The organism is Delftia sp. DS1230 (assembly GCF_040112715.1).
Taxonomy (GTDB): domain Bacteria; phylum Pseudomonadota; class Gammaproteobacteria; order Burkholderiales; family Burkholderiaceae_C; genus Comamonas; species Comamonas tsuruhatensis.
On record NZ_CP157763.1, the window covers coordinates 5,587,233 to 5,602,180 of the forward strand.

11 protein-coding genes are annotated in these 14,948 nt (G+C 67.3%); 7 read left to right on the forward strand and 4 right to left on the reverse strand.

Features of this window, described 5'->3' with window-relative positions; all coding sequences use genetic code 11:
* Nucleotides 1-12 precede the first annotated feature (12 nt).
* The 5 genes from AAN986_RS25180 to ureG are packed head-to-tail and all read left to right on the forward strand — an operon-like array spanning nt 13 to nt 4,063.
* On the forward strand, nt 13-318 hold the full coding sequence (locus AAN986_RS25180; protein ID WP_191625523.1) for an urease subunit beta: 306 nt from the start codon (nt 13-15) through the stop codon (nt 316-318).
* Nucleotides 319-330: 12 nt separating this feature from the next.
* Nucleotides 331-2,034 carry an urease subunit alpha gene (ureC, locus tag AAN986_RS25185; RefSeq protein WP_047218481.1) on the forward strand — a complete coding sequence of 568 codons (1,704 nt, stop codon included), beginning with the start codon at nt 331-333 and terminating at the stop codon, nt 2,032-2,034.
* A gap of 7 nt (nt 2,035-2,041) precedes the next feature.
* The gene (ureE, locus tag AAN986_RS25190) at nt 2,042-2,692 is read left to right on the forward strand and encodes an urease accessory protein UreE (RefSeq protein WP_047218482.1); all 651 of its coding nucleotides are present in this window, start codon (nt 2,042-2,044) and stop codon (nt 2,690-2,692) included.
* Entirely contained in the window at nt 2,685-3,401 is a 717-nt protein-coding gene (locus AAN986_RS25195) for an urease accessory UreF family protein (RefSeq protein ID WP_047218525.1), read from the forward strand. Before ureE ends, AAN986_RS25195 begins: the two co-directional genes overlap by 8 nt.
* Nucleotides 3,402-3,421: 20 nt before the next feature.
* Entirely contained in the window at nt 3,422-4,063 is a 642-nt protein-coding gene (ureG, locus tag AAN986_RS25200) for an urease accessory protein UreG (protein ID WP_016446573.1), read from the forward strand.
* A 19-nt stretch (nt 4,064-4,082) separates the two neighbouring features.
* On the opposite strand, the gene AAN986_RS25205 is transcribed toward ureG, so the two are convergent.
* The 4 genes from AAN986_RS25205 to htpG form a co-directional block, all read right to left on the reverse strand.
* Nucleotides 4,083-4,838 (reverse strand): exosortase H-associated membrane protein, encoded by a 756-nt coding sequence (locus AAN986_RS25205; protein WP_012203109.1) that lies wholly within the window; start codon nt 4,836-4,838, stop codon nt 4,083-4,085.
* A gap of 10 nt (nt 4,839-4,848) precedes the next feature.
* Nucleotides 4,849-5,400 (reverse strand): exosortase H, encoded by a 552-nt coding sequence (gene xrtH / locus AAN986_RS25210; protein WP_034366861.1) that lies wholly within the window; start codon nt 5,398-5,400, stop codon nt 4,849-4,851.
* A 149-nt stretch (nt 5,401-5,549) separates the two neighbouring features.
* Nucleotides 5,550-9,158, reverse strand: coding sequence for an IPTL-CTERM sorting domain-containing protein (locus AAN986_RS25215; RefSeq protein WP_047218483.1), 3,609 nt, complete (start codon nt 9,156-9,158; stop codon nt 5,550-5,552).
* A gap of 365 nt (nt 9,159-9,523) precedes the next feature.
* Nucleotides 9,524-11,470, reverse strand: coding sequence for a molecular chaperone HtpG (htpG, locus tag AAN986_RS25220; RefSeq protein WP_017407192.1), 1,947 nt, complete (start codon nt 11,468-11,470; stop codon nt 9,524-9,526).
* A gap of 243 nt (nt 11,471-11,713) precedes the next feature.
* On the opposite strand from htpG, the gene aqpZ reads away from it, so the two are divergent.
* On the forward strand, nt 11,714-12,418 hold the full coding sequence (gene aqpZ / locus AAN986_RS25225) for an aquaporin Z (RefSeq protein WP_016446578.1): 705 nt from the start codon (nt 11,714-11,716) through the stop codon (nt 12,416-12,418).
* Nucleotides 12,419-12,656: 238 nt separating this feature from the next.
* Nucleotides 12,657-14,882: a TonB-dependent siderophore receptor gene (locus AAN986_RS25230; protein ID WP_046239192.1), complete on the forward strand. Its 2,226-nt coding sequence runs from the start codon at nt 12,657-12,659 to the stop codon at nt 14,880-14,882.
* Nucleotides 14,883-14,948: the final 66 nt, after the last annotated feature.

The following is a 14,948-nucleotide window of genomic DNA, read 5'->3' on the forward strand; positions in this document are numbered from 1 at the left end:
ATGACCGAGCGCATCACCCCCGGCGAGCTGCTGGCCGAGCCCGGCGAGATCCTGCTGAACGCAGGCCGGCCCGTGCAGACCCTCACGGTCACCAACACCGGCGACCGGCCCGTGCAGGTGGGCTCGCACTTTCACTTCTTCGAGGTCAACGAGGCCCTGCACTTCGACCGCGCCGCCGCACGCGGCTGGCGGCTGAACATCGCGGCCGGCACGGCCGTGCGCTTCGAGCCCGGGCAGGAGCGCACCGTGGAACTCGTGGAAATCTCCGGCGACCGCATCATCTTCGGCTTCAACGCCAAGGTGATGGGGCCTCTCTGAAAGGGAACATTCATGGCAAGCATCACGCGCCAGGCCTATGCCGAGATGTTCGGCCCCACCGTGGGCGACCGCCTGCGGCTGGCCGACACGGCCCTGGTCATCGAGATCGAGAAGGACCACACGATCTACGGCGAAGAGGTCAAGTTCGGCGGCGGCAAGGTCATCCGCGACGGCATGGGCCAGAGCCAGCGCATGGCCGCCGACTGCGCCGACACCGTCATCACCAATGCCGTGATCATCGACCACTGGGGCATCGTCAAGGCCGACATCGCCATCAAGAACGGGCTGATCGCAGGCATAGGCAAGGCCGGCAACCCGGACATGCAGCCGGGCGTGACCATCGTCATCGGCCCCGGCACGGAAATCATTGCGGGCGAGGGCTTGATCGTCACGGCCGGCGGCATCGACACGCACATCCACTTCATCTGCCCGCAGCAGATCGACGAGGCGCTGACCAGCGGCGTGACCACCATGATCGGCGGCGGCACGGGCCCGGCCACAGGCACCTTCGCCACCACGGTCACGCCCGGCCCCTGGCACATGGAGCGCATGCTGCAGGCCGTGGACGGCTACCCCATGAACATCGGACTGCTGGGCAAGGGCAACGCCAGCCAGGCCGCGCCGCTGCGCGAGCAGATCGCGGCAGGCGCCATCGGCCTGAAGCTGCATGAGGACTGGGGATCGACGCCCGCCGCCATCGACTGCTGCCTGGGCGTGGCCGACGAGACCGACACCCAGGTCGCCATCCACACCGACACGCTCAACGAGGGCGGCTTCGTCGAGGCCACGGTGGCCGCCTTCAAGGGCCGCACCATCCACACCTACCACACCGAAGGCGCGGGCGGCGGCCACGCGCCCGACATCATCAAGGTCTGCGGCGAGGCCAACGTGCTGCCCTCGTCCACCAACCCCACGCGGCCCTACACGGTGAACACGCTGGACGAGCACCTGGACATGCTCATGGTCTGCCACCACCTGGACGCCTCCATTGCCGAGGACATCGCCTTCGCCGAAAGCCGCATCCGCCGCGAAACCATCGCGGCCGAGGACGTGCTGCACGACCTGGGCGCCTTCTCCATGATCTCCAGCGACAGCCAGGCCATGGGCCGCGTGGGCGAGGTCGTGCTGCGCACCTGGCAGACCGCGCACAAGATGAAGGTCCAGCGCGGCAGCCTGCCGGGCGACAACGCGCGCCACGATAACTTCCGCGTCAAGCGCTACGTGGCCAAGTACACCATCAACCCCGCACGCACGCATGGCATCGCCCATGTCGTGGGCTCGGTCGAGGTCGGCAAGCTGGCCGACCTGGTGCTGTGGCGGCCTGCGTTCTTCGGCGTCAAGCCCAGCCTCATCCTCAAGGGCGGCAGCATCGCCAGCGCCGCCATGGGCGACCCCAACGCCAGCATCCCCACGCCCCAGCCCGTGCACTACCGCCCCATGTTCGCGGGCCAGGGCAGCGGCGTGGCGGCGGCCAGCCTCACCTTCGTCTCGCAGGCCGCCCAGCAGGCCGGCGTGGCCGACCGCTACGGCCTGCGCAAGCGCACCGTGGCCGTGGAAAACTGCCGCAGCGTCAGCAAGCGCGACATGGTGCACAACGACTGGCAGCCCGACATCAGCGTCGATCCCGAGACCTACCAGGTCGTGGCCGACGGCCAGCTGCTGACCTGCGAGCCCGCCACCGAGCTGCCGATGGCGCAGAGGTATTTTCTATTCTGATCACCCCATGCTCACCGTCAACAAACACATGCCCCAGGGCGGCGGCCTTGCCGCCGTGCTGGTCAGGCGCGCCGCCACGCTGGAACTGAACTGGGACATGCGCCAGAAGAGCCGCTTTGCGGTAACGGACTCCACGGGACGCGAGCTGGCCGTGGTGCTGGCGCGCGGCAGCGTGCTGCGCGGCGGCGATGTGCTGGTGGCCGAGGATGGCAGCCTGGTCGCCGTGCGCGCCGCGCCCCAGGCGGTGTTGCGCGTGACGGCGGCCACGCCGCTGGGCCTGCTGCGTGCGGCCTACCACCTGGGCAACCGGCATATCCCGGTGGAGGTCACGCCCACGCACCTGCACCTGGAACACGACCCCGTGCTGCACGACATGCTGCTGCGCCTGGGCGCGCAGGTGGCCCTGGTGGATGCGCCCTTCGAGCCCGAGGCCGGCGCCTATGGCGGCGGCCACCGCCACGGCCATGACGCCAGCTTTGCCGAAGACCAGGCGCTGGCGCAGAGCGTGTATGCGCTGCATGACCATGGGCACGCACACGGCCATTCCCACGACCATTCACACGATCATTCCCACGGGCATGAACATGGCCACGACCACAGCCATGACCATGATCACAAAGGCTGCTGCGGACACGGGCACGGCCATCCGCATGGCTGACCTGTCGATACAGGGGCTGTGCGCCCTGCTGCACCTGGCATCGCCCCAGCTGCCCGTGGGCGGCTTCAGCTATTCGCAGGGGCTGGAGGCCGCCATCGAGCACGGCCTGGTCACGGACGCTGGCACGGCGCGCACCTGGATTGCCGATGCGCTGGCCCACGGCTTTGCACGCTGCGAGGCGCCGCTGTGGCTGCTGCTGCGCCGGGCCTGGAGCGCAGGCGACGAGGGGGCGGTGCGCGAATGGAACCAGTGGTTCATCGCCAGCCGCGACAGCCGCGAGGCCCGTGCCGAGACGCTGCAGATGGGCTGGTCGCTGCACAGCCTGCTGCGCTCCGTGCCCTGGGGCGGCGAGGCCTTTGCGCCCCGCATCGCACAACTGGGCGCCCTTGTGGAGGGACCGGGCCTGGCCTATCCCACGGCCTTTGCCTGTGCCTGCGCCGCCGTGGATGCCGACGAGGACCATGCCCTGCTGGCCTATGGCTTTGCCTGGCTGGAGAACCAGGTGGCCGCCGCCATCAAGGCCGTGCCGCTGGGCCAGGTGGCGGGCCAGAGCCTGCTGCTGGCCCTGCATCCGCTGCTGGAGGAGGCCGTGGGCGAGGCACGCCGCCGCGCCAGCGAGGCGTCGCCCCGGCTGGACACCATGCTGCCCCAATGGAGCGTGCTGCAGGCGCGGCACGAACACCAGTACTCCCGGCTCTTCCGGTCCTGATCACTCACCCCAAGTCCACCATGAACACCCGCACCAAGAAACTCCCCCCGCTGCGCGTCGGCATCGGCGGCCCGGTCGGCTCCGGCAAGACCACGCTGCTGGAGATGCTGTGCAAGGCCATGCGCGCCCACTACGACCTGGTGGTCATCACCAACGACATCTACACCAAGGAAGACCAGCGCCTGCTGACGGTGGCCGAGGCCCTGCCGCCCGAGCGCATCATGGGCGTGGAGACCGGCGGCTGCCCGCACACGGCCATCCGCGAGGACGCCTCCATCAACCTCGAGGCCGTGGACCGCATGCTGCGCCAGTTCCCCGAGGCGGACATCGTCTTCATCGAAAGCGGGGGCGACAACCTGGCCGCCACCTTCAGCCCCGAGCTGTCGGACCTGACCATCTACGTGATCGACGTGGCCGGCGGCGAGAAAATTCCGCGCAAGGGCGGCCCCGGCATCACCAAGAGCGATCTGCTGGTGGTCAACAAGACCGACCTGGCGCCCTACGTGGGCGCCAACCTGTCCATCATGGAAGCCGACACGCAGCGCATGCGCGCCCACAAGCCCTATGTGATGGGCAGCGTGAAAAGCGGCAAGGGCCTGCGCGAGGTGATCGACTTCATCACCGAGCGCGGCCTGCTGCCGCCCATGCCCGCTCAGGCCTGAAGTCGGCCGCGCATAACCTTCAGCGCTGCGGCGTGCCGCTGGTGGCCTTGGCCTTGGGCAGGGTGGCCGCGCTGCTGGAGGACACCAGCGGGTGGCCGGTGGAGGTGGCGGCGCCATCGGTCTGGCGCCAGGCCGAGGGCTTGGGCGCCACCATGGGCTGGGGCGCGGCGGCAGGCGCCCGGCTGCGGTTCCAGGCCGGCAGCAGCACGCGGCGCACAAACCCCATGTCCAGCGCCAGCCACAGCAGCACCGGGCACAGCGTGGGCACCATCAGCCCGCCCATCTGGTAGGCGTAGACGATGGCCTCCAGCTGCCATGTCTGTATGCCCAGCACGTTGAGGTCAAGCCGCGCCGCAAGGCACAGCTGCATCAGCACCTGCGAGACCACGCTGAAGGTCTGCAAGGGCAGCAGCGCCACATAGCCCACCAGGATGCGCCACCACCGGCCCGGCCCCCAGGCCGCCAGCAGCATGGCCACCAGCACGGGCAGGCCGTAGCCGTAGCGGGCGGGATCGACCTCGACGATGGCCTCGGCGCGGCGCCAGCCGGTCTGCTCGTTGGAGACCTGGACCGAGGAATTGACGACCAGGTTGCGGGGCGTCTCCAGGTCCACGCGCTGCACCCAGCCGTTGGCCGCGTTCTCCAGCACCCACTTGCTCATGCCGGACACCGGCACGGCCAGCCAGCCGGCCGCCAGCGTCCAGGCCAGGGTCAGCACCACGATGCCGCCCATGGCCAGGGCCGCGAAGCGCGAGATGGGATTGCGTCCGATCATGGCCTGCTCCTCAGGCGGCCACGGCGGCGGAAGCTGCAGCGGCAGGCGGCAGCGGCGGCTGGCCGCCGTCATCGTGCGACGGCGCCTTGCGCCCGCTCCAGCGCACCCACAGCAGCCAGAACACCAGCACGTCCAGCATGATCAGCGCCTGCCAGAGGTACTCATGCGCGAAGTTGAAGGCCGTGGTGCTCCACTGGCCCAGGTAGAACAGGCTGATGACGCGCAGCACGTTGATGGCCTGCACGGCCACGAAGCCGGCCAGCAGGCCCACCAGCTTCTGGCGCCATGAAGAGGGGAAGGCCATCACGGCGGCAAACAACACGATGTAGGCCTCCAGGCCGTTGCAGCCGGCCTCGATGGAGACGCCGAAGCCCGTGGCCGTGTTCCACAGCACCTTGCCCGTGGCCGAGGCCGTGCTGTCGAACCAGGTCACCAGCGAGGCGCAGATGTGCGCCAGGAAGGCCGTCCAGGGCAGCACGATGTGCTGCTGCACCCAACTGAGCAGGTTCAGCCCGAACATCGTCAGCTGGATGGCCAGAAAGATCAGAAAGAAACGCAGCATGGCAGGTCTTGGAGTGTTGGTTGCCGGGCTTGCGACCTGGCGGTTGCGAAACAGTGTCCCTCTATAGGCTCGCATTATCTTCGGACCGCTCAAAGACGACAAAGGCCGGTGCGTGAATCACGCCACCGGCCCTTGCCGTCACGGGCGCATCACCGACGCTCGCGCCTGCGCATGGTCCCCAGCGCCATCAGCGCCAGCAGGGACGACATCAGCATCAGGCCCCACTGCGACAGCGTGGGAATGCTGGCCGTGCCGCCCGGCCCCGGCTTGAGCGGCGTGGTGGTCGTGCTCTTGTCGTTGTCGGGATTGCCGTCACCGGGCACCGAGACCGTTGCCGAGTTGACCAGCGGGCGGGCGCCCTTGTAGGGCTTGTCCAGCTTGGTCTCCAGCGTGAAGACGGCCGTGCCGCCCTGGGCCAGCTGCGGCACGCTGCAGGTCACGGTGCGCGTGCCGCTGGCATAGCTGCAGCCTGCCGAGGCCGAGACGAACTCCAGCCCTGCGGGCAGCACGTCGGTCACCGAGCCGCCCGCGGGCGACTGCGGATCGCGGCCGTAGTTGGTGACGGTCAGCGTGTAGCTGGCCGTGTCGCCATCGTCCAGCGGGCCGGCGGGGCCCTGCTTGCCGATCCCCAGGTCCACGGCATTGCCCTGGCGGCTGGTGGAGGTCCGGTCGGTGGTGGTGTTGTTGACGATCACATCGCCGCCATTGCTCAGCCATTCCGTCTCGAAGGGCTTGACCGAGGCCTCGTGGTAGATGGTGCCGCCCGAAGCCTTGTCGGGCAGGGTCTGTGCACGCATCTTGAACTTGATGGTCATGCTCTGGCCCGGCGCCAGCGAGGGGATGGTGCACTGCAGAGGCCCGCTGGTCGCGTTCAGCGCCGGCTGCACGCCGCACCAGGATGCGGAGGCGCCGGGAATGCCGGCCAGCGCCAGGCCGTTCTGGTAGCTGAAGGTGGCCGTGGAGCCCGATGCGGGGAACTTGTCGGTCACGACCACCTGGGTGGCGTAGGAGGGGCCGGAGTTGGTCACCGTGATGGTGTATTCGGTGTCCTCACCCAGCACCAGGCCGTCCGCCGTGTGGCGCATGCTGATGTTCACATCCAGCTCGGCACGCTTGAGCCGGGCCTTGGCCTCGGCCTGGTTGTTGGCCTTGGTCAGTTCCTCGGTGGTGGTGTCGACGGCGACCGTGTTGAGGATCTCCGTGTCAGCCGCCAGATCGCCGCGCGAGCGCATCTTGTAGGTCACGGTGTACTGCGCGCCTGTGGGCAGCGGATTGGCCCAGGCGCACTCCAGCGTTCCGCCCTGCACGCCATCGGTGGCAGCCGGAGTGCAGGTGCCGCCGCCGGAGACCGTGGGCGTGCCGATGAAGATGGCGTCTGCAGGCAGCACGTCCTTGAGCGTGACATTGGTGGCCGACGAGGGGCCGTAGTTGGGCACCGTGACCGTATAGGTCAGCGGCTCGCCCGCAGCCGCCACCTTGGGCGAGACCTGCTTTTGCGCCGCAATTTCCGCGATGGCCTGCACGGTGATGCTGGCCGTCGAGGAATCGTTGCCGGGATCGGCGTCATGGATGTCCAGGGACTGGGCCGAGGCCGCGTTGGCATAGGTGCCGGTGGTGGCGCGCTTGGGGCGGATCTTGACCTCGATCACCACCTCGGCCTCCGGGGCCATGGAGGTGATGTCGCAGGTCAGATCGCGCGTCTCGCTGTTGACGCCGCCCGAAGGAGTGCCGCAGCTGGCGTTGGCCCCGGAGACGATGCGGCTGGAGACAAAGCCGCCGCCCGGGTAGGTGTACGGCACGGGATTGCCGGCCTCGTCCACCGGGTTGCCGCCCACGATGCGCACGCCGTCGGTCTGCTTGACCAGGGACTGCAGCGCGTCGCGCACGCGGACATTCGTCACCGTCGTGCTGGCCGAGTGGTTCTTCACCACCAGCTGGTAGGTGACCTCCTCACCGCTCTTGATGGCAGCCGGCGGCACGGGGCTGACCACGCTCTTGACGATGCCCACATCCACCTTGTCGGCAGACACGGTGACGGTCGCGGAGGTGGTGGCCGATGCATTGTCCCGGCCGATCACGCCAGCGGAGGCGTTGTTGGTGAAGTCCAGATGGCCCGAAGCCAGCGTGACCTTGGCCCTGACCTTGATCTGGCGGCTGGCGCCCACGGCCAGGCCCGCGGTCGAGGTGCAGCTCGGGGTGGTGCAGGTCCATTCCCCCGCGCCGGTGCCCGCACCGGACATGCTGACGATGGCCATGCGGCCGTCTGCGGGGTTGTCGGTCACGGTGATCTGCTGATTCGGCAGCACGGGCATGGGGCCGGTGTTGGTCACCGTGATCGTGTACTCGAACTCCTGGCCTGCCAGCACCGGGCGGCCAGGGCCGGCCTTGGCCAGCCTCAGCCGCGCATCGTTGCTGAAGTCCACGGCCGCGCTGGCCGTGTTGTTGGTCGTATTGGGCTCGTTGAGGCCGGGTGCCACACCGATCACGCCCTGGTTCACCAGCTGCGTGCCGGGTGTCCCGCCCGCAGCCACGCTGGCCTTGAAGCGGATGGCCTGCATGTTGGCGTAGCCGGCCACCGGGTACTCGCCCGCGTGGGTGCAGGTGATGGTGCCGCTGTTGTGGCCGCAGAGCCAGGGCGCCGTGCTGCCGTCGAAGCCCGTGAAGGTCACGCCGGCCGGCAGGGTGTCGGTGACGGTGAGATCGCGCGGCACGAGGGAGCCGCCTTCGCGGCGCGGCTGCAGCGTGTAGGTCACCTCGGTCGCCTGCAGCGCATCCAGCACCGTGGGCGCCACCTGCTTGCGCAGCGAGACATCCACGAACTCGCTGCCGCTGGAGACCACGGCGGCGCTGGCGGTGTTGTTGCCGGACTGGCCGTCGGGCATCTCCGTGCTGGCGTCCTTGTAGCCCTTGACGCTGGCAGCGCCGGCAATGGTGCCGCTCATGTTGGCGATGGCCGGCACGGTGATGGCTGGCAGCACGGCGCCTGGCAGCACCGGGCCGCCGCGCGTGCAGCTGAGCTCGCCCGAGATCAGCGGATTGCCCGAGGCCGGCGTGCAGCTCCAGCCGCTGCCTGAGGGCACGCCCGTGACCACGGCGCCGTTGGGCACGGGGAAACGCACCACGGTACGGCCACCGGCGGGGACCTCGGACGGGCCCTTGTTCTGCACGTCGATGACGTACTGGAAGGCGCCGCCGTTGGCGACGCTGGCGGGAGCCGCCATCGCGATGGCCAGATCGGCGGCCTCGGTGGTGGTGAAGTTGCGGTCCAGCTGCGTGTTGTTCTGGTCGTTGTCGTAGTCGGGCGATGCCATGCGCGCGCTGGCCACGGCGCGCCAGTTGGTGCCGACGGTCGGCAGGATGACCTCGAAGCCCACGGACTTGAAGCCATCGGCGGGCGCAAGGTTGCCGATGTTGCAGACCAGCGTGTTGTTGCCTGCGGTGAGCACCGTGCCGGCAGCCGGTGCCGTGCAGGTGATGCCGCCCGGGCTGCTGCTGTAGCCCTGGAACACGGCGCCCACGGGCAGCACCTCGGTCAGGGTGACGCCTACGGCGTCGGGACCGATGTTGTTGTGCCTGACCTTGGCCACATAGGTGAAGGTGCCGCCGGCAGGCCCTGCCGATGCGTCCTGTCCGTCATAGAGACCATCCTGGTTGACCAGGATGTCGGTATCGGCCGGCGCCGCCACGGCAGCCGCTGTTGCCAGCAAGCCGCCGGACAGCAGCGCACGCGCCAGCCAGCCCTTTCTCGTGAAAGCCATACAAACCTCTCTTTTGCTTCGTTGACAGCGCCGAATGCCGCAGGCACGGACGCACGGGGTGCCCGGCTGAAACAGCTCTGTCAAAAAGCCGACAACCGGACGCACCAAAGGGAGGCATGATGGTTCTTTATTACCAAAAGTAAATATGATCTGGAATTTTTGACAAAAGTGAGTATTTAGAAGAATTTGTGAGTTTTCCGTGAGTCCACCGACGACTACCGGTTTTCCTCACGGATTGCAGACGTGAAAAAGCCGGTGGCAGCTTGGCTGGCACCGGCTTGGAAGGCTTGTCTGCCGTGCGCTGGCACGACAGTGAGCAGGCACTGAGGCCTATGGAATGCGCCTGGGCGATCCTTGTGAGGAACTCACGCGAGAAGAGCGTTCACGCGCTTGACGTAGGCGGCCGGGTCCTCGGGCATGCCGCCTTCGGCCAGCACGGCCTGGTCGAAAAGGATGTTGGCCAGGTCATGGAAATGCACCGATCCGTCCAGCTTCTTGACCAGCGGATGCTCGGGGTTGACCTCCAGCACGGGGCGGGCGTCCGGCGCCTGCTGGCCGGCCTGCTTGAGCAGGCGCGCCAGCTGCAGGCTCATGCCGCCGTCCTGCACCACCAGGCAGGCCGGCGAGTCGACCAGACGCGTGGACACGCGCACGTCCTCGGCCTTGTCCTTGAGCGCCTCCTTGAGCTTGGCCAGCAGGGGCTTGAAGGCTTCGGCCGCTTCCTCGGCGGCCTTCTTTTCCTCTTCGTCCTGCAGCTTGCCCAGGTCCACGGCGCCCTTGGCCACGGACTGCAGCGGCGTGCCGTCGAAGTCGGTCAGGTAGCCCATGGCCCATTCGTCCACGCGGTCGGCCATCAGCAGCACTTCGATGCCCTTCTTGCGGAAGACTTCGAGCTGCGGGCTGTTGCGCGCTGCCGTCAGGGAGTCGGCCGTGATGTAGTAGATCGCGTCCTGGCCTTCCTTCATGCGGGCCTTGTAGTCGGCCAGCGAGACCATGGCGTCTTCCTGGCTGGTGGAGGCAAAGCGCAGCAGCTTGGCGATGCGTTCCTTGTTGGCGAAGTCCTCGCCCAGGCCTTCCTTGAGCACGGCGCCGAACTCGGCGTAGAACTGGCTGTACTTGCCTTCCTTGGCCTTGTCCTCTTCGCTGACCACGTCGGTGACGCCGTCCGTGCCTTCGCCGGCCTCGTGGCGATCGTGCTTGGCCAGGTCTTCCAGCATGGACAGCACGCGCTTGGTGGAGCCGTCGCGGATCAGGCGCACGTCGCGACTTTCCTGCAGCAGCTCGCGGCTGACGTTCAGCGGCAGGTCGGCCGAGTCGATCACGCCCTTGACGAAGCGCAGGTAGCCGGGCATCAGCGCCTCGGCGTCATCCATGATGAAGACGCGCTTGACGTAGAGCTTGACGCCGGCCTTCTTGTCGCGGTTGTAGAGATCGAACGGTGCCTTGGCCGGAATGAACAGCAGCTGCGTGTACTCGGTGTTGCCCTCCACGCGGTTGTGGCTCCAGGTCAGCGGGTTCTCGAAGTCGTGGCTGATGGCCTTGTAGAAGTCCTGGTACTGCTCGGCCGTGATGTCCTTCTTGGGACGCGTCCACAGCGCGCTGGCCTTGTTGATGGTCTCCCACTCGCCGGTCTTGACCATGGCGCCGGGCTGGTCGTTCTCGCCGTCCTTCCATTCCTCCTTTTCCATGAGGATGGGCAGGCTGATGTGGTCGGAGTACTTGCCGATGACCTGCTTGATCTTCCAGGCATTGAGGAACTCCTCGGCCTCGGGGCGCAGGTGCAGCGTGATGCTGGTGCCGCGCTGGGGGCGCTCGATCTGCTCGACCTCGAACTCGCCCGTGCCGCCGCTGGTCCAGCGCACGCCTTCGGCGGCCGGCAGGCCCGCGCGGCGTGTCTCCACGGTGATCTTGTCGGCCACGATGTAGCCCGAGTAAAAGCCCACGCCGAACTGGCCGATCAGTTGCGAGTCCGACTTCTGGTCGCCCGACAGCTTTTCCATGAAGGCCTTGGTGCCGCTCTTGGCGATGGTGCCCAGGTTGTCGATGGCTTCCTGCTCGCTCATGCCGATGCCGGTGTCGGCAATGGTCAGCGTCTTGGCGGCGGCGTCGAAGGACACGCGCACTTCCAGGTTGGGCTGGTCTTCATACAGCGCGGCATTGTTCAGCGCCTCGAAGCGCAGCTTGTCGCAGGCGTCCGATGCGTTGGAGACCAGCTCGCGCAGGAAGATCTCGGGGTTGGAATACAGCGAATGCGTGACCAGGTGCAGCAGCTGTGCAACTTCGGCCTGAAAAGAATGGGTTTGCTTGCTCATGCAGACAGTGTCCTATGTCCTATGGGTTCACAACAGGGAAAAAATCAGCCCTCATCTCGGGTCGGCGGATGCAATTTCAAGAGCCCGCCGCCCCTGTGGCAACGCAGGCTCTGGACGATTGTTCACTTTCTTGCCCTCTCGGCAGGCCAGGCGCAGCGCTATAACTGCGCCACTTTCCGCCATTCGGCGGGCAGTGCGCGCAGGGCCCGGGCGCAGCGGCGGGCCTGTTTCAGGAGATTTCCCATGCACAGCTCTGTTCAAAAATGGTCCGCAGAATTCCTCGGAACCCTGTGGCTGACCCTGGGCGGCTGCGGTGCGGCCGTGCTGGCCGCTGCCTTCCCGCAGGTGGGCATCGGCCTGGTCGGCGTCTCGCTGGCCTTCGGCCTGACGGTGGTCACCGGCGCTTATGCCTTCGGTCCCATCTCGGGCGGGCACTTCAACCCTGCCGTCTCCGTGGGCCTGGCCATGGGCGGGCGCTTTGCCTGGAGCGAGCTGCCGGGCTACGTCGTGTCCCAGGTGCTGGGCGCCATCACGGGCGCAGGCATTCTCTACGTGATCGCCACGGGCAAGGCCGGTGCCGACATCGGCGGCTTTGCCACCAACGGCTTCGGCACGCATTCGCCGGGCGGCTACGGCATGACGGCTGCCCTGGTCACCGAGGTGGTGATGACGGCCTTCTTCATCCTGGTCATCCTGGGCGCCACGGCCAAGCGCGCGGCAGCCGGCTTTGGCGGGCTGGCCATCGGCCTGTGCCTGACGCTGATCCACCTGATCTCGATTCCCGTGACCAACACCTCGGTCAATCCCGCGCGCAGCACGGGCCCGGCCCTGTTCGGTCCCGAGATCGCCGTCTCGCAACTGTGGCTGTTCTGGGTGGCCCCCATCGTGGGCGCGCTGATCGGCGCCGTGATCTACAAGGCCCTGCTGTCCAATCCGGCCGACGAGTAAGGCCAGGCACAGGCGCAGCAGGCGCCCCGCAGCAAACCGCGGCGGCTGGCGACAGCCGCTTTTTTTCGTCCGGCAGCAGCCGCGTTTTCATTGGACCTGTGGTGAAACACGGTTTTCGTTTGTTGCATGGCGGCAACGCGAAGGACTTTTACCCAGGGCAAACAGGCCAACTTTACGAAGCAGAAACCGAACACTAGTGATTCGCAATAACAATCCGCGGGCTTTCATCGGAGTGAACATGAGCAAAATCCAACAAATCCTCCCCCCCGCGAACCTCACCCAGCTGGCCCTTGCCGCTGCCCTGTGCCTTGCTGGCACCCCGGCCTTTGCGCAGGCCAGCACCACGCTGGGCACCGTGAACGTGACGTCTTCGACCGAAGCGCCCGTGAAGACCGACAACGCCTCCTCGGCCAAGTTCACGGCCCCGCTGGTGGACACGCCCAAGACGGTGCAGGTCATCAACGAGGAAATCATCAAGCAGACCGGCGCGACCAGCCTGCAGGAAGCCCTGCGGTCCACGCCCGGCATCACCTTCGGCAACGGCGAAGGCGGCAACCCCTCGGGTGACCAGCCCTTCATCCGCGGCATGGATGCCCAGGCCAGCACCTTCGTGGACGGCATGCGCGACATCGCGGCCGGTACGCGCGAAGTGTTCAACCTGGAATCGGTGGAGGTCATCAAGGGTGCCGATTCGGCCTATGCCGGCCGCGGCGGCGCTGGCGGCTCCATCAACCTGGTGACCAAGAAGGCCAGGAACGAGAACTTCATCAGCGGCGACGTGGGCCTGGGCACGGACAGCTACCGGCGCGCCACCATCGACGCCAACCGCGTGCTGGGCGAAGGCGTGGGCCTGCGCCTGAACGCCATGGTGCACGACGCCGACGTTCCCGGCCGCAGCGGCCCCGAGAACAAGCGCTGGGGCATCGCCCCCACGGTGACCTTCGGCATGGGCACGCCCACCGAGGTATCGCTGTCCTGGCAGCACCTGCAGACCGACAACATTCCCGATGGCGGCGTGCCCTACCTGTACACCAGCACGGCGGCCGCCGGCCTGCCCGGCGGCAGCGTGGTGCGTCCCACCTACGGCAGCAACCGCGACAACTGGTACGGCCTGACCAGCCGCGACTACGAAAAGGAAAAGAGCGACCTGTTCACGGCCACCGTCGAGCACAAGTTCACCGACACGAACAAGTTCCGCAACAGCCTGCGCTACAGCAAGTCCGAACAGGACTACCTGTGGACCCAGCCCGACGACAGCAAGGGCAATGTCGTCAATGGCTATGTGTTCCGCCGCGGCAATGCGCGCGTGGCCGACATCAAGACGCTGCAGAACCTGTCGGAATTCACGGGCAAGGCACAGACCGGCAGCGTGGGCCACAGCTACGCCTTCGGCCTGGAGCTGTCCAAGGAAAAGGCCGAGTCCCGCACCGCCGCGCTGCAGACCACCAACACCACCTGCACGGCCGCCAGCCTGTGGTGCGCCTCGCTGAACAACCCGGACAGCAGCCCGCTGTGGAACCTGCCCGTGACCCTGGGCGACCCCAGCCACAACAAGATCGACACCGTGGCGCTGTACGGTTTCGACACGCTCAAGTTCAACGACCGGTGGCTGCTCAACGCCGGCCTGCGCCTGGACCACTACAAGCTCAGCGCCTCCGGCCCCGCCGGCCGCAACACGCCGGCCTATGACCTGAGCCGTTCGGACACGCTTTTCAACTACCAGCTGGGCCTGGTCTACAAGCCGGCCACCAACGGCAGCATCTACGCCAGCCTCGGCACCTCCTCGCGCCCCGGCGGCTCCATGCTGGGCAACGGCAACGAGGACCTAGGCATCTCCACCGACCAGCTGGCCAACCTCGCGCCCGAGAAGACCCGCTCGCTCGAGCTGGGCACCAAGTGGGACCTGATGGAAAAGCGCCTGGCGCTGACCGCCGCGCTGTTCCGCAACGACGTGACCAATGCGCGCATCACCGAAAACGGCGTCACCTACATGGGCGGCAACAAGGTGGTCAACGGCGTGGAGCTGGGCTTCACGGGCAGCGTGCTGCCGGGCCTGAGCGTCTTCGGCGGCTACACCTACATGGACAGCGAGCAGAAGAACGCAGGCGCAGGCAACGTGGCCAACGGCCAGCCCTTCCCCAACACGCCCAAGCACAGCTTCAGCCTGTGGACCAGCTACAAGCCCATGGCCAAGCTGACCGTGGGCCTGGGCATCTACGCCCAGAGCAGCGTGAACCAGAGCTACATCCGCTCCACCGTGGATGGCGGCATCGTCACCAAGGGCGCCAGCGGCTATGCACGCTACGACGCCATGGTGGCCTACCAGATCGACCGCAACCTGACCGTGCAGCTGAACCTGTACAACCTGGGCGACAAGGTCTACTACAGCGGCGTGCGTTCGCCCCACTACGCGACCATGGCGGCAGGCCGCTCGGCCGTGGCATCGCTCAAGTGGACGTACTGATCTGCTGATCGCCCCGGGCGAACGCGCAGCGGCTTGACGCTGCGCAGATCACCGCAAAGCCCCGCA